This is a genomic window from Ruegeria sp. D1(2025) (assembly GCF_056536425.1).
The window spans coordinates 111,580-136,178 of the sequence record NZ_JBQFPO010000004.1; the positions used below are offsets into that span (position 1 = coordinate 111,580).

The 24,599-nt window shown below is 56.8% G+C and carries 20 protein-coding genes; 4 read left to right on the forward strand and 16 right to left on the reverse strand.

Annotated features, from left to right (window positions below; translation table 11 throughout):
- Positions 1–27 precede the first annotated feature (27 nt).
- The 5 genes from ACR1XU_RS11775 to ACR1XU_RS11795 form a co-directional block, all read right to left on the reverse strand.
- Positions 28–894, reverse strand: a complete 867-nt coding sequence (locus ACR1XU_RS11775; RefSeq protein WP_480905037.1) for an AAA family ATPase — start codon at positions 892–894, stop codon at positions 28–30.
- Between the two features lie 53 nt (positions 895–947).
- The gene (locus ACR1XU_RS11780) at positions 948–3,365 is read right to left on the reverse strand and encodes an aerobic carbon-monoxide dehydrogenase large subunit (protein ID WP_480905040.1); all 2,418 of its coding nucleotides are present in this window, start codon (positions 3,363–3,365) and stop codon (positions 948–950) included.
- Positions 3,362–3,856, reverse strand: coding sequence for a (2Fe-2S)-binding protein (locus ACR1XU_RS11785; RefSeq protein ID WP_480905043.1), 495 nt, complete (start codon positions 3,854–3,856; stop codon positions 3,362–3,364). The genes ACR1XU_RS11780 and ACR1XU_RS11785 overlap by 4 nt, the downstream gene beginning before the upstream one ends.
- 13 nt (positions 3,857–3,869) lie before the next feature.
- Positions 3,870–4,703, reverse strand: coding sequence for an FAD binding domain-containing protein (locus ACR1XU_RS11790; RefSeq protein WP_480905045.1), 834 nt, complete (start codon positions 4,701–4,703; stop codon positions 3,870–3,872).
- 140 nt (positions 4,704–4,843) lie between these two features.
- Positions 4,844–5,944: an MHYT domain-containing protein gene (locus ACR1XU_RS11795; RefSeq protein WP_480905048.1), complete on the reverse strand. Its 1,101-nt coding sequence runs from the start codon at positions 5,942–5,944 to the stop codon at positions 4,844–4,846.
- Between the two features lie 607 nt (positions 5,945–6,551).
- Here ACR1XU_RS11795 and ACR1XU_RS11800 point away from each other — a divergent pair.
- The gene (locus ACR1XU_RS11800; RefSeq protein WP_480905051.1) at positions 6,552–7,772 is read left to right on the forward strand and encodes an APC family permease; all 1,221 of its coding nucleotides are present in this window, start codon (positions 6,552–6,554) and stop codon (positions 7,770–7,772) included.
- Positions 7,773–7,817: 45 nt separating this feature from the next.
- Positions 7,818–9,434 (forward strand): MFS transporter, encoded by a 1,617-nt coding sequence (locus tag ACR1XU_RS11805; RefSeq protein WP_480905053.1) that lies wholly within the window; start codon positions 7,818–7,820, stop codon positions 9,432–9,434.
- Here the strand turns inward: ACR1XU_RS11805 and ACR1XU_RS11810 are convergent, their stop codons facing one another.
- Together ACR1XU_RS11810 and ACR1XU_RS11815 are read right to left on the reverse strand one after the other, a co-directional pair.
- Positions 9,435–10,970 (reverse strand): trypsin-like peptidase domain-containing protein, encoded by a 1,536-nt coding sequence (locus tag ACR1XU_RS11810; protein ID WP_480905056.1) that lies wholly within the window; start codon positions 10,968–10,970, stop codon positions 9,435–9,437.
- A 276-nt stretch (positions 10,971–11,246) separates the two neighbouring features.
- Positions 11,247–11,750, reverse strand: a complete 504-nt coding sequence (locus ACR1XU_RS11815; protein ID WP_321253913.1) for an Hsp20/alpha crystallin family protein — start codon at positions 11,748–11,750, stop codon at positions 11,247–11,249.
- Positions 11,751–12,042: 292 nt separating this feature from the next.
- On the opposite strand from ACR1XU_RS11815, the gene ACR1XU_RS11820 reads away from it, so the two are divergent.
- Positions 12,043–13,347 (forward strand): ferredoxin reductase family protein, encoded by a 1,305-nt coding sequence (locus ACR1XU_RS11820; RefSeq protein WP_480905059.1) that lies wholly within the window; start codon positions 12,043–12,045, stop codon positions 13,345–13,347.
- A 310-nt stretch (positions 13,348–13,657) separates the two neighbouring features.
- Complete coding sequence (locus ACR1XU_RS11825) at positions 13,658–14,209, forward strand: flavodoxin domain-containing protein (protein ID WP_480905062.1); 552 nt, start codon at positions 13,658–13,660, stop codon at positions 14,207–14,209.
- 83 nt (positions 14,210–14,292) lie between these two features.
- Here the strand turns inward: ACR1XU_RS11825 and ACR1XU_RS11830 are convergent, their stop codons facing one another.
- The 9 genes from ACR1XU_RS11830 to ACR1XU_RS11870 all read right to left on the reverse strand — a co-directional run bounded on the left by ACR1XU_RS11830 (position 14,293) and on the right by ACR1XU_RS11870 (position 24,569).
- Positions 14,293–15,138, reverse strand: a complete 846-nt coding sequence (locus ACR1XU_RS11830) for a universal stress protein (RefSeq protein WP_480905065.1) — start codon at positions 15,136–15,138, stop codon at positions 14,293–14,295.
- A gap of 93 nt (positions 15,139–15,231) precedes the next feature.
- Positions 15,232–15,609, reverse strand: a complete 378-nt coding sequence (locus tag ACR1XU_RS11835) for a SnoaL-like domain-containing protein (RefSeq protein WP_480905068.1) — start codon at positions 15,607–15,609, stop codon at positions 15,232–15,234.
- Positions 15,610–15,977: 368 nt separating this feature from the next.
- Complete coding sequence (locus ACR1XU_RS11840) at positions 15,978–17,252, reverse strand: amidohydrolase family protein (protein ID WP_480905071.1); 1,275 nt, start codon at positions 17,250–17,252, stop codon at positions 15,978–15,980.
- Positions 17,252–18,196, reverse strand: coding sequence for an ABC transporter permease (locus ACR1XU_RS11845; RefSeq protein WP_480905074.1), 945 nt, complete (start codon positions 18,194–18,196; stop codon positions 17,252–17,254). Before ACR1XU_RS11845 ends, ACR1XU_RS11840 begins: the two co-directional genes overlap by 1 nt.
- The gene (locus ACR1XU_RS11850; protein WP_480905077.1) at positions 18,196–19,245 is read right to left on the reverse strand and encodes an ABC transporter permease; all 1,050 of its coding nucleotides are present in this window, start codon (positions 19,243–19,245) and stop codon (positions 18,196–18,198) included. Before ACR1XU_RS11850 ends, ACR1XU_RS11845 begins: the two co-directional genes overlap by 1 nt.
- A complete protein-coding gene (locus ACR1XU_RS11855; RefSeq protein ID WP_480905079.1) occupies positions 19,235–20,773 on the reverse strand; it encodes an ABC transporter ATP-binding protein in 1,539 nt (512 codons plus the stop codon). The genes ACR1XU_RS11850 and ACR1XU_RS11855 overlap by 11 nt, the downstream gene beginning before the upstream one ends.
- Complete coding sequence (locus tag ACR1XU_RS11860) at positions 20,773–21,795, reverse strand: BMP family protein (protein ID WP_480905083.1); 1,023 nt, start codon at positions 21,793–21,795, stop codon at positions 20,773–20,775. The genes ACR1XU_RS11855 and ACR1XU_RS11860 overlap by 1 nt, the downstream gene beginning before the upstream one ends.
- Before the next feature lie 201 nt (positions 21,796–21,996).
- Positions 21,997–22,449 (reverse strand): N-acetyltransferase family protein, encoded by a 453-nt coding sequence (locus ACR1XU_RS11865; protein ID WP_480905086.1) that lies wholly within the window; start codon positions 22,447–22,449, stop codon positions 21,997–21,999.
- Positions 22,450–22,502: 53 nt separating this feature from the next.
- Entirely contained in the window at positions 22,503–24,569 is a 2,067-nt protein-coding gene (locus tag ACR1XU_RS11870) for an oxidoreductase (protein WP_480905089.1), read from the reverse strand.
- Positions 24,570–24,599 lie beyond the last annotated feature (30 nt).

Here is a 24,599-nt window from a genome sequence, read left to right on the forward strand (position 1 = left end):
CGCGAGTGGGGAACCGGGTGACTTGCATCACGCCACCTTTCCGATCAAACGATCCATGACCTCAGGCGGGGCCGCGTCATAGTCGGCGGCGGTTTTTAGAAGGCAAACAAGGGTCGCCTGAACCTCTTCGCTGGATTGCGCCATGTCATTTACACCCAGCCCCGAAAGGGCCGCCGCCCAGTCCAACATTTCGGCAATACCGGGAGTCTTCTCCAAGTCTTCTTTGCGCAGCGCCTGCACCACGCCAACAATCTGGCGCGCCAACAGCCCTTCGACTTCGGGCATGCGGGCTTTCAGGATAGCCATTTCCGTTTCACGCGATGGGTAGTCGAGGAAACTATAAAGGCAACGCCGCCGCAGCGCGTCTGAAAGGTCCCGCGTCCCGTTTGCCGTCAGGATCACGATGGGCCGCGAACGCGCCTTGATGGTGCCAAGCTCGGGGATGGTGATCTGAAAGTCCGACAAAATCTCGAGCAGATAGGCCTCAAACTCCTCATCCGCGCGGTCGATTTCATCGATCAGCAGAACAGGTGGCTCTTGTTCGCTGATTGCTTCCAGCAATGGTCGCTTCAGCAGATAGTCATCAGTAAATAACTGGGCCTCGCTGGTTCCGCCCTGTGCCTCGCTTGCACGAATGGCCAGCAACTGACGTTGATAGTTCCACTCATAAATCGCGTGGCTGGCATCGAGCCCTTCATAGCATTGCAACCGGATCAACCGCGCGGCGCGTTGGGCGGCCAACGCCTTTGCGACCTCGGTTTTGCCGACCCCAGCCGGGCCTTCCAGCAGCAGCGGACGCCCAAGCGTCTGCGCCAGATGCAGTGCCATCGCCAATCGGTCGTCGGCAACATAGCCCACCTCGGCGAGGCCCTGCTGAATGTCCTGCAAGCTCATGCCATTCTCCCGGATTGCCGCCGCGCCGTGTTCCAGCGCGGCGGCTTTTCCTGTTAGCCGTGCATTCCCAGACCGTTGGCGATCTTCCAGATGCGCCAGTGGTCATGCGGCATGTGGCTCTGAACAAGGCCAAATGGGCGGAATGCATCATGCACCGCGTTCGAGAACGCGGGCACACCGCCGACATTCGGGCTTTCACCAACGCCCTTGGCACCGATCGGGTGATGCGGGGACGGCGTCACCGTGTGGTCGGTGGTGTAGTTGGGCGTCTCCCATGCCGTGGGCAGGAAGAAGTCCATCAAGGTGCCAGTCTTCACGTTGCCCATCTCATCATAGGCGATTTCCTGACCCATCGCGATGGCCAGCGCTTCGGTCACGCCACCATGGACCTGTCCTTCGATGATCATCGGGTTGATCCGGGTGCCGCAATCGTCGAGCGCATAGAACTGCCGGACCTCGCATTCGCCGGTATCCACGTCGATCTCCATGACACAGATATAGGCTCCGAACGGATACGTCATATTCGGCGGATCATAATAGCTGACCGCTTCCAGACCCGGTTCCAGTCCCGGAATCGCCTGATTGTAGGCGGCGAAGGCAATCTCCTTCATGGTCTTGAACCGCTCGGGCGCACCTTTGACTGAGAACCTGTCCACATCCCATTCGACGTCGTCATCATGGACCTCAAGCAAGTAAGCCGCGATCATCTGCGCCTTGGCGCGGATTTTGCGGGCGGCCATCGCCGTTGCCGCACCGGCCACAGGTGTCGACCGAGACCCATAGGTCCCAAGACCATAAGGCGCGGTGTCCGTGTCACCTTCCTCCAACGTGATGTCATCTGCAGGTAGACCGATCTCACTAGCGATGATCTGGGCAAAGGTCGTGGCATGACCCTGACCCTGACTGATCGTCCCCAGCCGCGCGATGGCGGAGCCAGTCGGGTGGATTCGAATTTCGCAGGAATCGAACATGCCGAGCCCGAGAATATCGCAGTTCTTCACCGGTCCCGCGCCTACGATTTCAGTGAAGTGCGTCAGGCCAATGCCCAACAACTTGCGGGTCTTGCCCGATTTGAAGTCCTCAATCCGCTGCGCCTGTTCGGCGCGCAAGTCTTCGTAGCCCACGGCCTTCAATGCCTTATCCCAAGCGGTGTGGTAATCGCCCGAGTCATATTCCCAGCCCAGCGCCGATTGATACGGGAACTGATCTTTGCGGATAAAGTTGATCCGGCGCAGTTCAGCCGCGTCCATGTTCAGCTTGATGGCCAGAACTTCGATCATCCGCTCGATGAAATACGCGGCCTCGGTCACCCGGAACGAGCAACGATAGGCGACGCCGCCAGGTGCCTTGTTGGTGTAGACCCCGTCCACAGCCAGATAAGCGGTGGGGATGTCATACGACCCGGTGCAGATGTTCATGAAACCGGCCGGGAATTTGGTCGGGTCGGCACAGGCGTCAAATCCGCCGTGATCCGCTGTTGTATGGCACCAGAGACCAGTGATCTTGCCATCCTTGGTCGCAGCGATTTTGCCCTGCATCCAATAATCGCGGGCAAAGGCGGTGGACATCAGGTTTTCCATCCGGTTCTCGACCCATTTTACCGGCTGGCCGGTGACAATCGAGGCGACGACCGAGCAAACATAGCCCGCATAAGCACCAACCTTGTTACCGAAGCCGCCACCGATATCAGGGCTGATGACCCGGATATTGTGCTCGGCCAGACCCGAGATCAGCGACACAACAGTCCTGATCGCGTGCGGGGCCTGGAAGGTGCCGTAGAGCGTGAGCTTACCGGTCACATTGTCCATCGACGCCACACAGCCACAGGTCTCAAGCGGACACGGGTGGGTCCGGTGGTAATAGATCATCTCTTCGGCCACGACATCGGCCTCACCTAGAACGGCTTCAGTCGCATCTTTGTCGCCTTGCTCCCAGGTGAAGATGTGGTTGTGATGCTTGCGCGGCCCGTGTGCGCCTTCGGTCTGACCCGCAAGGTCTTCACGCAGGACAACGTCCGATTTCAGTGCCTCGAACGGGTCGGTCAGGACGGGCAGTTCTTCGTAGTCAACCTCGACCAGCTCAGCCGCGTCCGCCGCGATATAGCGGTTTTCGGCGACAACATAGGCAACCTCCTGACCTTGAAACAGCACCTTGCCATCAGCCAGCACCATTTGCTTGTCACCGGCCAGCGTCGGCATCCAATGCAGACCCAGCGGTGCCAGATCTTCGGCGGTCAACACGGCAACAACACCGGGCACGGCCATCGCGGCGTCTTTGTTTACACTGACAACGCGGGCGTGGGCGTAAGGCGAACGGACGAATGCGCCAAACAGCATCCCGTCCAGCTTGATGTCATCGACGTAGTTGCCCTTGCCTTGGGTAAAGCGCACATCCTCGACGCGCTTTCGGGCGCAGCCCATCCCTTTGAGATTGGCGGCGCGTTCTTCGGGGGTCATGGTTTGATCGTTCATTCCGCGGCCTCCGTCTGAGCGTTCAGCATTTCAGCCGAGGCCGAGATCGCCTTGACGATATTCTGATACCCGGTGCATCGACACAGGTTGCCCGCCATACCAAAGCGGATTTCTTCCTCGGTCGGGTTCGGATTTTCCTGCAGCAGGCGATGCGCCCGGGTGATCATCCCCGGCGTGCAGAAACCGCACTGCAGCCCGTGATGTTCGCGGAACATTTCCTGCAGAACACCAAGGCTACCATCGTCATTAGTGAGGCCCTCGACGGTAGTGATATCGGCGCCGTTCACCTGCGCCACAAATGTGGTGCAGGATTTGACGGACTTGCCATCGATATCCACGGTGCAGGCGCCGCAATGACTAGTCTCGCACCCGATATGAGGACCGGTGATTTTCAGATCTTCCCGCAGGAAGTGGATCAGCAGCGTGCGCGGCTCGGCCAGACCTTCGACCTGCTTGCCGTTCACGGTGAGTTTGACGTGCATTTTCGACATAAGTGTTCCTCCCTCAGCCCGCGCGGCTTTGCGCACGGTCGATGGCGCGGCGCAGCATCACGGCGGCCACGTGTTTCTTGAATTCGATGGGGCCGCGATTGTCAGCCACTGGATCAATCGCTTCGAGCATTGCTGCGACGCAGCCGTCGAAGTCGCCGCCGGCCAACGCTGAACTGGCCGTCTCAGACCAGATGGGCGTATCCGCCAGATTGGTCATAGCGACCGAGGCTTGACCGTTGCCAACCATCACCGCAGCCGCAGCGGTCGCGTAATCGCCGATCTTGCGCTTTTGCTTTTCATAAGCCTGTCCGACGCCCACCCCCGGTACCGGGATCGAAATCCGGGTCAGGATTTCCTCATCCTCGCGTGCAGTAAAATACGCGGCCTCATAGAAATCCCGTGCCGCCACACTGCGGGTGCCGTCAGGGCCCGATAGTTCAAACGAGGCGTTCAGGCACTGCATCAGGCCCGGCATGTCGTTGCCCGGATCACCGTTGGCGACGTTGCCGCCAACGGTACCCATATAACGCACCTGAGGATCAGCGATCTGCAACGCGGCCTCGCGGATCAAGGGAACGGCCGATGCCAGACCGTCATGCGTGATCAACTCATGCTGAGTGACCATCGCGCCCAGCGAGACGGTATCAGCCCCGATCTCGATGCCTTTCAGTTCATCAATGGCCTGCAGATCAACCAGATGGCCCATTTCGGCCATGCGAAGCTTCATCATCGGGATCAGGCTGTGGCCGCCTGCGATCACACGCGCCTCATCTCCGTGTTCCTGTAAGATGCCAATGGCCGAGGCGATGTCGCCTGGCCGGTGATACTCAAAACCGGCTGGTATCATGTTTTTCCTCCCTGGGTCCGAGCGGTATGCCTTGGGGGACCTGCGGGGAAGGAAAGAACACTGGGGGCAGCCATTCCAGCGGGTGGAAACGGGGCGCGCAGCTTGTTTCACGAAACGCGAATTAGCTGCACGAGTTGCGACTAAAGGCCCAGCGCCTCGCGAATGTCCGTCAGGCGGGATCGGCTGACCGGAACCTTGGCCAACGCGTCAACCCCGTCGAAGTAGCAGGTGCCGTTGTCCTTGTGCCTCTCAAAGCTTGAGACATGTTCGGGATTGACAAGATAGCTACGATGCGCCCGCAGGAAACCATCTGGTTTTAGCCGGCTTTCGGCCTCGGTAATCGACCAGGGGCAGAAAAGCTTATCGGCATCCATATACAGCACGGTGTAATGCCCCTCGGCCCGGATTGCGGCTATTTTTCCGGGTTGGGCAAAGAAGGTTTGGCCGTCCCGCTCGTACGGAACACCTGCACGCGGTACGACCGGCGCCGGTTCCGGTTCGGGTTCCACAGAAGGCGCAGCGCCGGTGGCCGTCTCGGGGCCGACAAACGAAATGCCGGTCAGCAGAAAGGCACCACAAATCAGAAACACCGAAACAGTCACACCCATCGCCAGGACCTGATTGTTCAGGGCCGGTCCGGCTCCGCCTGCGTTGTCCGTCGCGACAAAGTCGGTCAGGCCGGTTGCCACGAAGTGCATCGTGAATACAGCCAGGCCAAAACAGGCCGTGCCCAGCAGGATATTGCGCTGGGTTCGATTGTCGTACGCAACCCAAATGGCGGCAACGGAGAGCACAACCGACGCAAGCGTTGCAATTGCCACATCCCAAGCATTGTAGACTGGGCGGCAAAGCTGCATCCCTGACATGCCCACGTAATGCATTACCACAATTCCAAGGCCGACGATGACACCGGCGCCGATCATTGTTTGCACTGTCCGGGGACGGAAATGCAAAAGCAGCAGGGCCAGACCGACCATCAGAATTGCCACCAAAGCTGAAATCAATGTGATCAGCGCGTCGTAATAAAACAGAATTGGCAGTTGCAAACCCAGCATTGCGACGAAATGCATGGACCAGATGCCGCCACCCAGTATGATCGCAGCCAGAGCGACGATGAACTTGCGTCTTTGGTCGTTCAGCTTTGAGGCTCCATGCGTCAGATAGAGCCCGGTAAAACCGGCCATCAATGCCACGGCAAGCGATGCCGCCACAAGCCAGCCGTTATGCAAATAGTCCAACATGTAGGTACATGCGCCCTCCCTGGCGCGGGGACGACGTTAACAAACCTGTTTTATTGGCACAATCGGCTCGTATGATCCATCAGTTAAATCTTTTTGGACACTGTGACTAAGACGGAATTCAACGAAAACGTTCTGTTTCGTGCTGGCCGGTTACTTCGACGTTTGGCGACCGCCATTAATGGCACCTCACATTTCCAGAACTTCACAACCAAAGCACCATATCAAATCTAAAGTCACTGGAGATCACTGTCTTTTCCAAAGCAACCAACCGAGGCCCGCAGAACGTATCGATTGACACAGATCAATGCACTTGCAACCTTCATATAGTGAAATGCGAATATTAATCATGATCTACGTTCACTGACCTGTCCCCAAGCAAACATGACAGTGAGCGGAATTTGAATAGCGTGCACGTTCCACACGGGGGCTCGGCAGGAGTGGTGGCGAGCCCCCTCTTTGTTCACAGGCCGCCAAAGAGCCTGAACGTTGAGACGCAAGGAATACGGCGCGAATTTGATCGCACGACCTGGCCGCACTGCCAAATGCGGACAGTGGCAACAACGACACCGCTGGCGACGTGCCAGCAAGACATTCGGTATAAACTCTGATGAGCACCGTTGAACCAGCAGAACAGAAACTCAAACGCGCCCTTACAGCACCGTTGCTGACGCTTTATGGCCTGGGCGTAACGGTCGGAGCAGGAATTTATGTTCTCGTCGGCGCGACGGCGGACATAGCCGGCCCGTATGCCGCGTTTTCGTTTGTCGTGGCTGCACTCGTCGTCTCACTGACCGCACTTTCATATGCAGAACTCGCAACACGTTTTCCGGTCAGCGCGGGCGAGGCAGCCTATGTCGAAGCGGGATTTCAGAAAAACTGGATGGCAATGCTGGTCGGTCTGGCGGTTGCGGCCTCGGGCGTTATCTCGGCCTCTGCCGTCGCGATAGGCGCAGCCTCCTATCTTCACGCATTAACGGGTCTGGCAATACCATTTCTGACTGTCAGCGTTGTGTTGATTATGGGGCTTATTGCCCTGTGGGGGATCACGGAATCGGTACTGGTTGCTGCGGCCATCACGATCATCGAGATTGCAGGGCTTCTATTTGTGATCGGCTGGGGCATGTCGGTTCAGGACCCGCAGGGATATAATGTCAGCTCCACGCTCCCTCCACTTGAGATTGAAGCGTGGCGAGGCATCTTCGCTGCATCGCTTCTCGCGTTTTTTGCATTTGTTGGTTTTGAGGACATGGCAAATGTCGCCGAAGAAGTCATTGACCCTGTTCGCACCATCCCGAAAGCAATCTTGCTGACGCTCATACTGGCGACAGTATTGTATCTTGGGACATCGCTGACGGTGCTGCTGGTTGTCCCGATCGATGTTTTATCAGCGTCTGCTGCGCCGCTCGCACTAGTTTTTGCTAATGCCCCCGAGGTGATCAAACAGGGATTTTCTGCAGTTGCGATCGTGGCGACGGTTAATGGTGTCCTGATCCAGATGATCATGGCATCGCGGGTGATCTATGGGCTGGCTGACAGGGACCACCTGCCAAAAGCCCTGGCCATTGTGCCTAAAGCAACCCAGACGCCTGTGGTTGCCACACTGCTCGTTGTCGCAACAATCCTTCTTCTGACCCAAACCGTACCGATTGGGATCTTGGCGGAGCGTACATCACAGATTGTTCTGGGGGTCTTTGTCCTCGTCAATATCTCGCTGATCCTTCTGAAGGTGAAACCGAACGGGTCTGAAGAACACTTCCGGGTGCCTCTTTTCGTTCCGATCCTTGGCGTGATCACCAGTGCATTGCTTTTCGGAGCTGGATTTCTCTAACTAAATGCAAAGGCAAACGGGCCATCAGCAATTCCAGGTTGGCATATGACCACTGACCGATCTTCGACAGGAACGCGGCTTTCAGATTGGTGGCACAGAACCTTTGTGGATCTGGCTCAGCAGTTGCAATGGTCCTATCTGCCGCCTTTGATGGTCTACTTCGCGGCTGGCGTCTCCGGTTTGACCTCGGTTGTCGGTGCTTTTTTTCTGAAGGATTACCTCGATTTATCAGCGTCTTTTGTCGCAGGTCTGGCATTTTGGGCCGGTCTTCCCTGGATTCTCAAAATGCCGCTGGGCCACATCGTGGATCTGTTCTGGCGCTGGAAATCCCTGTTGATCCTGTTTGGCGCGTCCCTGATTACCCTGTCCCTGCTCACAATGTACGGGCTTGTGACCGCGCCTGTTCGGATGGCCGGCGTGATGCCTCTGGAAGACTGGTATGTTGTCGCCCTGCTTCTGGCGCCTTCCGGCTATGCCATTCAGGATGTCGTCGCCGACGCCATGACGGTCGAGGCCGTTCCCAAGGTCGATCAGGACGGCCTTGCGTTTACGCCTGAAGAAACCCGCGCCCAGCACACGACAATGCAGACCTTGGGCAGAGTTTCGATCATCTCAGGGTTTGCAGCGGTTGCGGCCGTCAACATCTGGATATTCTCAGGAACGGAAGATCTGCAAAAGTCTGACCGGCTTGCTCTCTACGGCCAGGTTTACCTGATTGCGTTGATCATCCCTGTGCTGTCCGTCAGCGGTGTGGTGCTGCACTCACTGATACAACGTCAGCGGCTTCGTCAGGGTCACCCACTGCATACCCCGGATGAGGTGACCGAGGTCAAATGGTCCATATTGCTGGGTGGCCTCGCGTTTGTTGTGTTCAGCATTGTGTTGGGAACCGCGGAATTCGAGTTCGCACAAGAGGTGGTCTTTGCCGTGTCCCTCACGGTGATCCTGTACCTCATGTCCCGTCTTCTGAAAGAACTGGAACCCGCCCAGGCGAAAGCCCTGGTCGGTACGGCAATAATCATTTTCGTGTTCCGTGCAGTTCCGCTGCCGGGGCCGGGACTGACGTGGTTTGAAATTGACGAATTGGGGTTCGACGAGCAGTTTTTGGCAATCCTGGCTCTGCTGACGTCCTTGCTGGCATTACTTGGATTGATCGTCCTGCGGCCATTCATGGCCAAACGCTCAATCGCCCACGTGGTGGTGGTGCTTACGATCGCAGCTGGTCTGCTCTCTCTTCCAAACCTTGCCCTTTACTACGGCGTTCATGAATGGACGGCAGCGCACACAGGCGGAGTCGTCGACGCCAGGTTCATTGCCATTCTCGACACAGCTGTTGAATCGCCTCTTGGGCAAATTGCCATGGTCCCGTTGCTGGCCTGGATCGCACGCAACGCCCCGGTCCAACTGAAAGCGACCTTTTTTGCGGTGATGGCATCGTTCACCAACATGGCGTTGTCGGCGGCCAGTCTCGGAACAAAATACCTGAACCAAACATTCGTCGTTACACGCGCGGTGACCAATCCGGAAACGGGTGTCGTTACCTCGACTGCCGACTACAGCCAACTCGGGTATCTGCTGATTGCAGCCGCCGCCATCACTGTCACGGTCCCGCTGGCGGCGGTTTTCCTTGTACAGAAGTCCCGCTTCCGAACAAGCGACTGACTACAGGCCTTCTGCCTCGCTCAACAGTTCTTTGAGGTGCGCAACCGGAACGCCAATGTTGGAGCCACCAAACTCAGGCAGGATCGCGGCGTTGATGGCGACTACCTCGCCTCGCCGGTTCAAGGCGGGTCCTCCGCTTCCGCCGGTTGTGGTTTCGGCGTCGTAAACTATGGAACCCGGGCTTGCTCTGGCAACGATCCCCCGGCTGGCCAGCGGATGAATCTTGCTTTGCTCGGACAATCGGGACGCTACGGACCAGAAATTGACCGAACCTTCCTTCTCCAGCGTTTGAAGAAAGCCCGGCCCCGCCTGCGCAATCAGCGCCTTCAGGCCTGTCGGGTATCCCAACAGGTAGACTTCTTCGCCAGCGTTTGGCGGTTCATCCGCCAATGGCACGCCCAGCCCCTGAACCCGATCAGGAGCTACTGACAAAAGCGCGACATCGGCCGTTTCGCTGAACTTCTCCAACTTGGCCTCAATCGGATCCGGTTGACCTGGCAAATAGGCCAGCAGCCTCAGCATTTCCGCTTCCAACCCCGCACTTTTCAAAGCGTCCACCCGATCGCGGGACGTCCACGGCAAGGCAACATGGCGATTGGTGGCCATAAGCGGAACACCTTCCAGCAGAAAACCGGTTCCCGTGAACTGGAATTCAGCTGGTTCGCCCGTGCCGTCCGGTTCGATCCAGGGCTGCCCAAACGGGGTTTTCAGGTTTTCTCCGTCCGGCCCCAACATGTGCCGCAAGAGCTTCCCGCTTTCCAGATGACGCAACCCGTAGGCACCCTGAATGAATGCGACAGACTTAGATGAGGCGGTAATTACCCGTGTCGACGCGCCTGCTCGCTGTTCAAGGGTTCCGAGACGCTGCTCGGTCGACGTGACTTGGTTTTCAAAGGCATCCCGCAACGTGGCCAGGTCATCCGGGGTCAGCGCATCTTCACGTGTCTGTGCAAGCATCACCGCAACCGCTTCGATCTTGCGGGATTCCTGTTGGATACTGTCCGCCAACCTTTGATCGTTTTGATAAAGCAGAAACACAAGGCCCGCGATCAGAAGAAGTGCGGCGACGACCGTGATCCTGAACAGAACTGTCGTCTGAGACGCTAGCCGACGACTGCTGTCGCGCAGCGCGCCGGACATCCTTTTGGCAAACGGCCGCCGGCTTGTTCGGGCGTAAGCGTAGGCGTCACTTAGGATTTCTTCGACCGTATGACGCGCCGGGTAGGTTTTGCTACATAACCTGTACCGGGACATTGGGCCCTTTTCGCCGAACTCGATCATGTCGCCGTGCCCGAGACTCGCGGACGATATTTTGCGCCCATTCACCCAGACATTACGCCCAGACGACGCAGTTATTGAATAGACACCGTCCGCCCACTGAAGAGTAGCGATATCGTTGTCGTGCGGAGGCATGTCGTCTTTGGGGCGAAGACTCAACGCCCGGCTTTCACCAACCGAAACAGTAAGGGCATTGTCGGCCAGCCAGCTCACGTTCCCGCGCGACGGTCCGGTCAAATTTTCAAGGAGGGCACGCACGCCCCCCTCGTCGGGGCACGGCGATGAGCTTGTGTCAGCCGCGTCTGAGTTCCGCATTTTAGCCCCCTTTTCAAAGGCCACGCAGAGGTACTTTAGCACACGGCTGTACAAAACCTATTGCTTCGTTTTGGGTGCTAGGAAGGATTGGGTTTCTCTGTCAGTTTAGCATCAAATCCGTGCCAGCAGGTTCACCAAACCGCACACTCCTTGGATTGGAAATCAAAGAAGGCCGACCGATGATCGGCCTTCAGTTTCAAGCCCAAGCCGAAATGCCACCTATTTGGATGAAACCTTGATCTTGCGGCTGGGATCCCGAGGTTCGGTTTTCGGCATGTTGATGCTCAAAACACCCTTGTCGAAGGTGGCCGAAATACTCTCGACATCAACAGTGTCCGGCAGCGTCATTGCCCGTGAAAAGCTGCCATAGCTTCTTTCGCTGACACGCAGGTCGCCCGTCTCATCATGTGTGATCTTCTTCTGGCCTCGCAGGGTGAGGCGGCGATCCTTGATTTCGATTTCAACATCGTCCTCTTCCAGACCGGGCAATTCCGCCGTCAGAACGATTGCCGTATCCGTCTCCTGAACATCAATGGCCGGGGAAATTGCGCCGGACATATCAAGAGATGGCAGACCCGTGCGCTGCGCAGCCGTTTCCAGCGGTAAAAACGGAGAGCCGCCTCCTAAGAACCGCGACATCAGGGTTTCCATTTCACGTCGAAAGTTGTCGGAGAGCGGATGCGTTCCGGTGAAAAGTTGCGGGGACTTTTTGTCTTCAAGCATTTCTGAACCTCCTCCTTTTGTCCGGCTATACGGACGCCGCATTATCGCAGAAACCCCGGTCAAGGACCTTGATCTTGCGCAAGGGAATGCTCGCATCTTTTTCCCGCCTGGCCGTTCGGACCGGCCAGTCTTCTGCCACCATTTCGGAACATGACAGCACTCCAACAGGCATAGCCTTCCGGACGGGAAAACACCCGATCACAGGAAGCTTGATCGCCAACCGGGGCTCGCCTAGCCTAGCCCCTTAAGACAGCGGGAATGGCCCAACTCTGGCGCAGTGGAGCAAAACCATATGAAATGGCCCTATCTGGCGCTGATCTATGTTCTGCTGATCTTGGCGCCGTTGGGCTTTTCCTGGTCACTTGGCTGGCCACCGCGATCTTTTCACCAAGAACTCGCATCCGGGCTGGGAATGATTGGATTTTCGATCATTCTGGTAGAGTTCCTGCTCTCCGGGCGCTTCAGGTTCATTTCGTCCGGTGTGGGCATGGATGTGACCATGCGCATGCATCAGCTGATGGCGCGCGCGGCACTCGTTTTTGCGTTGATACACCCGCTACTTTACCAGGGCACGCCTTCTGGCGGACACCGCCCGTGGGACGTATCGCGCCAACTGACGATTACGACAGACTTTCCGGCGCTGGCCTCGGGCGTCGCTGCCTATTTCCTAGTCGTCGTTCTGGTCGCCTCGGCGGTCGCCCGAAAAAGCCTTGAATACAAATATGAAACATGGCGTCTCTTGCACGGTCTCGGTGCTCTGGCATTGGCCGGTTTGCTACTTCATCACACAATCCATGCAGGTCGCTACGGTGGGCATCCGTCACTCACATTTCTGTGGTTCACAATGACCGGCATTGCCGTTGGTACTCTGCTTTATGTCTATCTTGTCCGCCCCTTGTTTAAGATGCGGAAACCGTGGCGTGTTTCCTCGGTCACTCGTCTGACATCGAAGCAATGGGAATTGCGCCTCAAACCGGTCGGTCACCAGGGCCTCAGCTTTGAAGCGGGCCAGTTTGCCTGGCTCAATGTGGGGCACAACGTCTTTTCACAGCGTGAAAATCCGTTTTCGATTAGCTCGGCACCGGGTGAAGGTCCTGAAGTTTCATTCGTGATAAAAGAGCTTGGGGATTTCACAGGCAGTCTCGGGCAGATCGCGCCGGATACGCTGGCCTATCTCGATGGCCCCCACGGGAACCTTTCGGTCGGCAAATGCGCTGAACAAGGCATTGTTCTGATCGCAGGTGGTGTCGGCGTCGCCCCATTGCTCAGCATACTGCGCCAAATTCGCCTGAGCGCAGAGCAACGCGATATCAAGTTCATCTATGGAAACCGGATCGAGGAGCAGATTGTTTATCGGGAAGAACTGACCAGGGACGATACTGTATTTGTTCTATCCGAGCCCCCGAAAAACTGGAGCGGTGAAACAGGTTGGATCGACGGCGCCCTCTTGGACCGAACGCTTTCTTCAGAACATTATGACAACTGGCTTTTCGTACTCTGCGGCCCCACTGCCATGATGGACACTGTCGAAGATCACCTTGTTGCCCGGGGAACACCTTCGCATCGGGTTCTGTCTGAAAGGTTTGACTATGATTGATCCGTTTAGAAACCTGTCCGCGCGCCGACGGGTCAAACTGGCAGCGTGGTCCGTCAATGTTACTGTTTGCGTCGCAACCTTGTTATTTGCCCTGAGATAGCGTGGACGTCCACTGGGTAGTGTAGAGAAGACCGGCCATCACAGCAGAAATTCTTCCCCGCGTAAGGCGTCGTCATGCAAATTTCAGAAACACGTTCAATGTATTGGAATCGCCAGCCTCAACTTGCGCCTTTGATTAAGATCAAGGGCGAACTCACGCCAATTCATAATACTTGAAACGCTTCTCAGACCGATTTGTGGGAGGATCGGAATGACAGTACTTATCGTCTTTGCCACTGTTGAGGGCCAGACGGCCAAAATTGCGCATTTTATCAGCAATGTCGCGAAGAAATCCGGCTTTGACACAAGACTGATCAATACCGATCAACTTCCCGGTCAGGTAAAACTGGACGATGTGGATCGGGTTGTTCTGTTGGCTCCTGTTCACGAACGTCGACACCCTGCCTCATTCGAAGCTTTCATCGCGTCGTTTAAAGACGAGTTGGTGAAACGAAAAACACTCGTGCTTTCTGTGGGTCTAAAAGCGGCCTTTGCATCGGGGCGCGAGGAAGCCCGCGACTATCTCACTGAGATGTTGTTGCGAACGAGTTTCGAACCAGATGCGTCAGCATTGGTCGCAGGCGCGGTGAGACCCGACAGCTACGGATATTTTGAGAAAGAGATCGTTAAACACGTCGTCTTGTTGGGTCGGAAAATCGATCCGAGAGATGGCGTGCGGGAATTCACAGACTGGGACGAACTCACGTCGATTGTGAAGGGTTTTCTGGAAGGAAACTACCGGACAATATCAGACAATTCCTAACTCAATACACTGAACCCATTCTTTCATAGTGTTTGGACCTGACCGTCGAACCCAGCCAAACACTGGACGTCCACTTGCGTCAGTCAGTGCGCAAATAGAACCGGAAGACCGGTTTGTTCCAGCATGGCCCTTGTAGTTCCACCAAAAATCGACTCGCGCAAGTATGAGTGCCCGTAAGCGCCCATAACAATAAGGTCAGAGCCGGCCTCCTTAGCACGTTCCTGTATGCACTGTTCGATCGGCAGACCGCCGCTCGGGAAATGCGCTACGGTCACGCTACAGCCGTGGTGTCTGAGCCATGCAGCGATGTCCGTACCGGGGTCCTGACTTTCCGGGTCATGTGCTAACGGCGGATCGAAACAACCAATCACAACTTCCTTGGCTTCCAGAAAATAGGGTAAAGCCAAATGGGCCGCTCTGGATGCAGCAAGACTATCGTTCCACGCCAGAAATATGCGCTCGCGTTGGGTATATGGGTCTCCGTTGATCATCATGGCGACTGGCGAATGAAACAAGACGCCATGGCAAACCTCGTGAAACACTTCGGGGTCATTGCGCAGTTCCGGGTCCAGGTATGCGACATCACAGCAGTACGATTGGCGCGCCGCCAGAGTCTTAAAGTCCGCACCGGAACCCATGAAAACCGTGACGCTCGCCGATGCGCCCGAGCGCGCAAGCAGTGCTTCAACTTCACGCGCACGGGACTTTAAGGTCGCCTTTTTCTCTTCCAATTGATCCAACCAGTTTGCGGGCAAACCCGCCTCGACGAATTTGCTGGATCCGTACTTCAAGTAAGGCAGGTTCGGTAGCGCCGCGATCAGAAGGCAAGTCAAATGGCCGCGCTGACGTTGGGCAGCATCGGCGCATTCAAGTATCGATACATCGCTAGTATCCGCGCCAATGAAATACGTCGAAGTTCTGCGTTGCATTCCGGATCTCCCTCCAGGATGTCACTGCGGGCAGGAAACTCGTCGAGCGCACAAATCTAACAAAAGCAGCCACTTAGATGACGTTTGTTCTTCCTACTTCGGCAACATGAAGAACTCTTCCATTACGATCTTGCCTTCTGCCACCGAATAGACGGCGATCTCGCGCAGCGTCATACGTTTTCCTGTGGCCTTCTGGGTTACTTCGGCACTAAATCGCACTGCAAAGCGGTTGGGTGGATGCACATAGGGTCCGTCTACATCGAGTTCGTGGAATTCATGCGTTGCCAGCCAATCCTCTCTCTTTCCCCTGATGGCGTCCCGGCCCTTTGTGATACGAAACTGCCGAACCGGCGGCACAACCGCCTCAATCGACTGGGCGTTTTCGGCGTACATTTCGTCAACGCTTATAAGCCCCCTGCGATCACGCATGGCCTGAACGAATGCTCTTCCAATTTGGACTAAGTCTTCCATGGGAACCCCCTTTGTTATCGCCGATTGTATCACTTCTGACCCTTGCCAATATTGACAAAGATCAATGAGGTCAGAGACCCGGCTCGCCAGCATTTCCTGCGGTCGGCTTTTATGAAAGGGGCAAGGCACACCCAGCTATTTCGTGATTTTCAGCTGCGGTTCATCGATCCAGATAGTGGTTTCAAACTGGATTCATGCAAATACCGCGTTTCCATTTTTTTATTTTATTAACAGGATCTTGTACGCAAAACAGAACGCAGACTAGACCGGGCCAAAGTTCGTCCAGGCCAATTGTAAAATCATTGAGTGAGGCTACGAAAGACCCCGACCCTTCTAAGAAAAATCATGACGAGACCGTCACATAAACCCTAGTGCCGCCTACGCACGCTTGTAGGACGATCAGGAAGGGCGAGACGGCTATCGTTACGTTGCTTTTTGGAAACCACATTTCCCTTTGAGATCACCACCAACCGGTCAGGTCTCAGGCGGACAGCTTCAATGGGGTCCCCGGCGTCCAGAACCAAAAGCGAGGCCATGGCGCCCTCGTAAAGGCCATAGTCTTCAAGTCCGAGGATTGCAGCATTTTCAACCGTGACCATGTCAAAACACCGCCTCATATCTTCTGGAGACGACATCTGAGCGACGTGCAACCCCATGAAAGCAACGTCAAGCATGTCTGCGGTTCCCAGCGAATACCAGGGGTCGCGCACACAATCCTGCCCCCAGCCAACTCGGATACCTTCAGCCTGCATTTCCTTCACCCGGGTCAGCCCGCGCCGTTTCGGGAAAGTGTCATGCCGACCCTGAAGCATAATGTTGATCAGTGGGTTCGGAATGGCGCTGATTTCGGCCTCGGCGATCAGAGGAAGCAGCTTTGAGACATAGTAGTTGTCCATGGAATGCATTGAGGTCAGGTGAGACCCTGCCACCCGCCCCTGCAATCCCAGTCGCGTCGTTTCATAGGCCAATGTTTCGATATGCCGAGAATGAGGATCGTCGGTTTCGTCACAATGCATGTCGACCGGAAGGCCCCGTTCAGCGGCGATTTCGCACAAGATGCGGACCGAGGCAGCGCCATCCGCCATGGTCCTCTCAAAATGTGGGATACCGCCGACGACATCGACACCCATGTCGAGCGCCCGCAATGTATTGGCATGGGCAGTGGGGTCACGCAGCAGACCGTCTTGCGGAAAGGCGACAAGCTGAAGATCCAGGTAAGGCCGAACGACTTCGCGCACATGCAACATCGCCTCGACGCCCTTCAGGCTGTCATCGCAGGTGTCCACATGGCTCCGGATCGCAAGCAGGCCCATAGAGACCGCCCAGTCGCAGTATGAAAGCGCACGGTCGACCATTTCATCGACCGTTGTCACCTGCTTGAGTTCGCCCCAAAGGCCGATCCCCTCCAGCAGCGTACCCGACGCGTTTATCCGAGGGATGCCATAGCTAAGCGTTGCATCCAAATGAAAATGGGGGTCAACAAAGGGCGGCGAAACCAGGTCGCCGGTCGCGTCGATGACCGTACCAGCCTCGGCACCGTCCAACTGCCCCATTGCCGTGATACGGTCGCCTGTTATTCCGATATCGGCGACGTTTCCGTCGGGCAGGTTCCCGCCCTTCACAAGAATATCGAAGCTTGCCATCAGCGTTCTCCGCGGTTGTAGGGTATCATCAGCGCCGCTGGCACTTCGGCACGACGCGACATCAGGATCAATGCCAGGATCGACAGGATGTAAGGGATCATCAAGAAGATCTGGTAGGGAACGAGGGCCCCCAGCCCCGTCTGCTGCAGGCGGATTTGCAGGGCATCGAAGGCAGCGAAAAGTAGCGCACCCAACAAAGCCTTGCCTGGCCGCCAAGCGCCGAAAACCACCAACGCGATACAGATCCAGCCGCGCCCGTTGACCATCTCGAAGAAAAAGCTGTCAAAGGCCGACATGGTGAGGAACGCGCCCCCGACAGCCATCAGACCAGACCCGATGATGACCGCCCCCATTCTAAGCGCGGTAACGGAAAGGCCCTGAGCCTCTACAGCAGACGGGTTTTCTCCGGCTGCCCGAAGGGCCAGTCCCAGCGGCGTCCGGTACAGTACGAAGGCAGTTACGCCAACGATCACAAAGGCCAGATAGGTTAACGGGGTTTGGTTGAACAGCGCCTGCCCCAGAACGGGTATCTTCGACAGTATCGGAACCTCAAGTGGTTGAAAGGGTTTGATCCGCGGGGGGCTTGAGACTTCCGGCAGGGCCAGACGGTACGCATAATAAGCGGCTGATGTCGCCAGAAGCGTGATCCCAAGCCCCACGACATGCTGCGACAGCCCAAACGGTACCGTGAGCGTCGCATGCAAAAGCCCGAAAAGCATACCTGCCAGCATCGCAATGAAAACACCGGCCCACAGTCCGGTGCCGGCATAGACCGCCATCCAACCGGCAAAGGCGCCGGCCACCATGATCCCTTCGATCCCAAGGTTCAGAACCCCCGCGCGTTCGCAGATCAACTCTCCCATCGTCGCAAAGATCAACGGAGAAGCAATGCGCACAGCAGCTGCCCAAAAACTGGCAGAGAGGAGGATTTCGAAGATCTCCATCAGCCCCTCACGATCCTGAACCGCGTCAGCAAGATGGCGAGGACCATGAACAAAAGTGCGGTCGCCAATAGAAGGTCTGCGATATAGGTGGGAACGCTCGCGGCGCGGCTCATACCGTCGGCACCGACGAATACGCCCGCTACGAAAATCGCCGAAAGAACGACGCCAAGAGGGTGAAGTAGCGCAAGCATGGCGACGACAATGCCTGTGTAGCCAAAGCCCGGACTCAGATCCAGCGTAAGGGACCCCTTGAGCCCCGCGACTTCCGAAAAACCTGCCAGAGCCGCAAGCCCGCCCGAAAGAAACGCGGTTTTCAAGAGCACAAGATTTACAGGGATACCCGCAAAACGGGCAGCCGTCGGGTTCTGACCCACAGCCCGGATTTCGTAGCCAAGCGTGGTCCGGGTCTCAATCACCCAGACGACCACGGCACAGATCAGTGCCAGCGCAAAGCCCCAGTGCAGACGAAGCCCTTCGACAATTCGAGGAAGGCGCGCTTCTGCATCCAGCCTGGGCGATTTCGGCCACCCCATCCCCATGGGATCCTTGAGCGGTCCCTCCAGCAGAAGCGAGATGAAAAGAAGCACGATGAAGTTGAGCAGCAATGTCGTCACCACTTCATCAACGCCGAAACGCGTCTTGAGAATGACCGGGCCCAGCAGCATCAGCGCCCCTCCCAGCATCGAGGCGAGACCGACCAGTATCAGTGGTTGCGGCCCCGGCAGGCCCAACGCCGACGTCCCGAAGAGGACTGTCACAAGCGCGCCAATGTAAAGCTGTGCTTCCGCCCCGATGTTCCACAGCTTTGCGCGGAAGGCGACGGCTACCGCCAGACCTGTGAAGATCAAAGGTGTTGCCCGGTTCAGGGTCTCAAGCGCGGCGAACTTCGAACCTGCGGCTCCTTTCAGTATCAGTCCCAACGTGGCGAAAGGATTGGCCCCTGCAAGTAGAACGAGAAACGATACCATAACGATCGAAAGCCCCAATGCCACCGCTGGAAATCCCACGGATCGGGCGAGGGACGGGTTGGAAATCGGTTCAAGCCGCACGTTCAAACCCCTCCCCGGCCATCCACCGCCCAAGCTCGGCGGGGGTTATCGTTCCACGGGGGAACACAGGCGAGAGCCGGCCGTCGGACATCACCCGGATCACGTCCGCAAGCCCCATGATTTCGTCCAAGTCTTCCGATATCAGCAGGATCGCCGCGCCCGCATCTCTGGCTGCTATCAGACGCTCCTGAACGTAGGTTACGGCCCCAATATCAAGCCCTCTCACGGGCTGGTTGGCGAGGATGATTTCCGGATCGGATTCAAGAACCCGCCCGAGGATGAGTTTCTGCATATTGCCGCCCGAAAGCAGACGAATTCGCGTATCCGGACCGGGACAACGCACATCGTATCGCGCGATCACCTTCTGCGCGAAGGCTTGTGCCGCAGCCCAGCGCATCCAACCTGCTCGGCTGATCCCCGGATTCCTGTAGCTTTCGAGGATGGCATTTTCGGTCAACGAGAAATCTGCAATGCTGCCGGTGCTGTGGCGATCCTCGGGAATGCGCCCGATCCGGGCCGCAAGGGACGCGCGAGGTGACCAGGGTGGCGCCTTTTCCTGACCAAGCCACATCTCTCCGCTTTCTGGCCTGGCCTCGCCCGACAGCAAATCGGCCAGTGCGCCCTGCCCGTTTCCGGACACACCGGCAAGGCCCATTATTTGGCCTGCACGCAGATCCAGATCGATGTTTCGAAGGCCGGTTCGGTGCCCAGGCGGATGCGCAGAGACACCGCGCAAGCTTAGGAGAACGGCACCAGGCTTGGCCTCGGATGGAACGGGTTGGGTAATCTCTTCCCCGACCATAAGCTCAGCAAGGGCATGAGGTGTCGTTTCGTCTGTACGCGTTTCCCCGACCAGCTTGCCATGGCGCAGCACAAGAACCCGGTCCGAGATTTCCATAACCTCGTGCAGCTTATGGGAAATAAAGATGACGGAAAGGCCCTGATCGACGGCGCGGCGCAGCGTCTCGAACAGAGCGTCAGCTTCCTGTGGTGTCAGCACCGCCGTCGGCTCATCCAAAATCAAGATGCGGGCATCGCGATACAGTGCCTTCAGGATTTCCACGCGCTGCCGCTCGCCGACCGACAACTGCCCTGTCCTGGCCGATGGGTCGACGGCCAGCCCGAATTCTTCGGCCAGTTTCATCACGCGTGACTGCGCCTTCTGGCGGCCACGACCAATGGACCAAAGGGAAGAAGTGCCCAGAAGGATGTTTTCGAGAACAGTAAGGTTATTGGCAAGCGTGAAATGCTGGTGCACCATGCCGACACCGGCCCGCAGCGCTGCACCGGTTGTACCGGCAGGCAAGACTTGACCAAACACCTCTACGGTTCCTTCGTCCGCAGTGTAGTGCCCGAACAGGATGTTCATGAGCGTCGTCTTGCCAGCGCCGTTCTCACCAAGAAGCGCGATGACCTCGCCCCGGTGAAGCGTCACGTCAACCGAGTCATTGGCCGTTAAATTGCCAAATCGCTTGGTGATGCCATTGAGGCGCAGGACAACCTCCTGCGCCGAACTATCGTTGGACATCAGGAGGACACAGGCTCTGAATCGTCCACTTCCACAACATAAGTACCCGCCCGAATTGCAGCCTCTCGTTCAGCAACAAGCGCCATCGTATCGGCAGGCACCTTGCCTTCGAATGTGCCCAGAGGCGCGAGCGAGCAGCCGCCTTCCTTCATGTAGGAATAAAGCCCGTAATTGGCCGCCGTAAAGCTGCCGTCGGCGACCGCCGCAAGAGCCGCTTGCATCGTAGGCTCAAAATGCCAGAGCGCCGAGGCAACCACCGTATCCGGATAGTCCGCCTGAGTGTCGATGACATTGCCGATTGCCAGAACGCCGCGCTCCTGCGCCGCGTCGGAAACGCCGAAGCGTTCGGCATACATCACGTCTGCACCGTTTTCGATCATCGCAAAAGCCGTCTCTTTCGCTTTGGGCGGATCGAACCACGAGCCAATGAACGAAACCTGGAAGGTCGCGTCGGGTTTCATTTCGCGCACGCCAGCCATGAACGCGTGCATGAGCCGGTTGACCTCTGGTATCGGGAAACCGCCAACCATTCCGATATTGCCCGACTCGCTCATGGCGCCGGCGATGATACCAGTAAGATAGGCAGCGTCCTGAATATAGTTGTCGAAAACGGCCAGATTGGGATGGGCCGGATCTTCAAGGAAAGACGAACCCAACAGGAACGCGGTATCGGGGTAATCCAGAACCACTTCCCGTGCTTCTGCCTCGACCCCGAAAATCTCGCCCACGATCAGCTTGGCGCCGCCTTCGGCGTATTCCCGCATGACCCGGGTATAGTCGGTATTGGCCGTGTTCTCGGTGAAGGCATAAGTTATCTGGCCCGCATCTTTCGCCGCTTCCGCCGCAATGTGGATGCGGCTGACCCATTGCTGTTCAACTGGAACGGTGTAAATGCCCGCAACGCTCAAAGGCTCTTGCGCAATGAGGCGTTTGGGAAATGTCGCGAGGCTGGCTGCGGCGCTCGCGCCCAAAAGCAGGCTCCGACGATCAATTCCAGAGTAAAGCAGTTCGGCGCGTTTCATGACATATTCCCCCTATCGACTTTGTTGTCAGCCGACAGTAGCAAGAACGTCGTGTAACGCAAAGAAAACGTGCCGAATAATGGGCGGACGAACTCGGCACTGGTCTTGAATCAAGCAAATGCGCTGGGTTTGATCATTGAACGAGGTGGTCAAAGACACCCGCCCTCCGCAGATCAAGGCCTTCAGAAAAGGCCCTGCTGACTATCCGTCTTTTTCGTAGACAATGAATGGCGTTCGTTTTGCCACTTTGTCGTATAGCATTCGGCCCTTGTAGTTGAACTCCTGAGTGGTCCAGTAAGTGGTTGGAACACCATGTTGCTTTGCGGTTTGAAAAACGGCTTCGATCAGAGCGCGACCGACACCCTTTCCACGGACCTCGGGGTCTGCAAACAGATCCATCAGATAGCAGGTATCCTCGAACGACCACATAAACCTGTGAAACAGGTAGTGTGCCAATCCAACCGGTTGTCCGTCCAGTTCAGCAATGAGGCAGCTGTATTCACCTGCATCTTTTGACAACAGCCTGCTGAAAGAGACCTCGTAGACTTCTTCCGGGACCGAGGTCTCGTAGAACTCCAGATAGGCAGTCCACAAGCGGCGCCACTCTTCCTTGTCTTTCGACTCAAGCGGGCGGATAACCAGACCATCTGGCATGACAGATTTCTCCTGCATTCTAAGGTGTTTATCGAGGTGACCGCACCGAGCGGTCAAATGAGTTGTTGCCCGACATCGACACGATCGTGTTTGAGCGGGACGTCCACATCCACGGAACTATCCAATTCCTGGGCGTATCTATGCCCGGCATAGACTGCCGCCGCGATAATCGCGGGCGCATCGCAATCGCCAATGCGGCAGAGGCTGAATGGCAATTCCGCAGTTTTTGTCCGACTGCTCAATTCCCGATACAAGCCGTCATTTGGTTTCCGGGCTGTCACCATCACAATGTTGGCAACGGGCAAGGTCTTACCTGATCCGCCGTAGAGACAATCCAAATGCGCCATTTCGCCATCGAACTGACTGAGGGTCTTTGACGGCATGATCTCGATCCCCAGGCGAAGCAAATGCGTTCGGATCCGCCAACGCTCGGACGTTTTTCCAGCCCAATCAGCCACACTGTCGGACGGTGTGACAAACGTTACGGCGTGACCTCGCGCCCTAATTTTCTCGGCAATGATGCTGGCCATGTAGTAGCCATCACTGTCAAAAACGAGAGTTGGCCCGTCGGGAAACTTTCCATCCATGATGTCATCGGGGGTGTATACGCGGTTCAAGGCGGCTCCTTCCGCGACCGGGACGAAACGTTCCTCATCATGGTAATCATTTCGCCAGGTCGCGCCCGTGGCGATTGCAACGTGGTCAGTCTCAACCGCGAAGATATCGTCAGCCGTCAGCGGGCTTTCCAGGTAAATTTCAACATTGGGCATTTCGATCAATTGCTGCTCGCGATAGTCCCTGACGCGAATGTACTCGCTCATGCCCGGAAGTGCCGCTTCGCGCACAACCCGACCGCCTATTTCACGAGAAGCCTCTGCCAGCAGGACATCATACCCACGCGCCCCAAGCGCCCGCGCGGCTTCAAGCCCGGCAGCCCCTGCCCCGACAATCAGAACGCGTGCATCTGAAGCTTTCTTTCGAATGATTTCGGGATGCCAGTCCTTGCGCCATTCCTCTCCCATTGTCGGGTTTTGCGTGCACCGAATTGGCACGCCAATCGTGTCGCTGGCATAGCAGACATTGCACCCGATGCATTCGCGGATCGCAGACAGGCGTCCTTCTTCGATTTTCCTGGGAAGGTAAGGATCAGCGATTGACGGGCGCGCGGCACCGATAAAATCCGTAATTCCGCGCCTGACCTGCGAGACCATTGTATCGGGTGACGTGAAGCGACCCACAGTCACGACGGGCTTATCCGTCACGGACTTGACCCAATGCATGTAGGGTTCAAGAGCTGCCTCTTTGGTAAAACGGGAAACGCCCATCTCGACCGAGTAATCTGCGATGTTGATATCCCACAAATCCGGAAGATCAGACAGCATCTCGAACATCTCGCGACGCTCACCATAGATGGGCTGGCCATCCTCGCCGATCTCTTCGTCTGCCGAGAAACGGACCGCCACGGCGCACCGGTCCCCAACGGCGTCCTTGGTTTCCTGAATCAGTTCACGGGTCAGGCGCACCCTGTTTTCCAGGCTGCCGCCATACTCGTCGCTGCGCGTGTTCACGTGCGGATGTAGAAAGTTCGAGATAAGGTATCCGTGCGTCGCGTAAACATAGACAATGTCAAAGCCCGCGTCTCGCGCCCGCAAGGCGGCCTTGCGGTGCCACCGGCGCAAATCCCGGATGTCCTGCTTGTCCATTGCACGGGTTTGATAGGGATGCCCTTTAACGTTGGGCAGGCTGTCGACGTCCATGCTCGGCAACCGGGAAAACAGGTTGTTCGAGTTGGCGCCTCCGTACCATAGCTCAGCACCCGCAAGGCTGCCATATTCGTGCACCGCGTCCGTCATCAAAGCGTGCGCCCGAACATCGCTGTCATCCCAAAGGGACGCATAGGGATGGGGCAGGTCGTCAGATGATGGATGGATCGAGTTGTATTCCGTACATATGACCCCCCATCCACCTTGCGCTTTCACCTTGCGCATGGCCGCAAGGGTACGGGGGTATTGCCAGCCCATGCCTGTGCAGTGCGGAACCTGATAGAACCGGTTTGGCGCAGTGACTGGTCCGATTTGTATTGATTCGAAAAGGATGTCGTAGCGAGGATCCCTGCTCATTCGTTTGCCTTTTGTTTGCTGCGCTGTGCG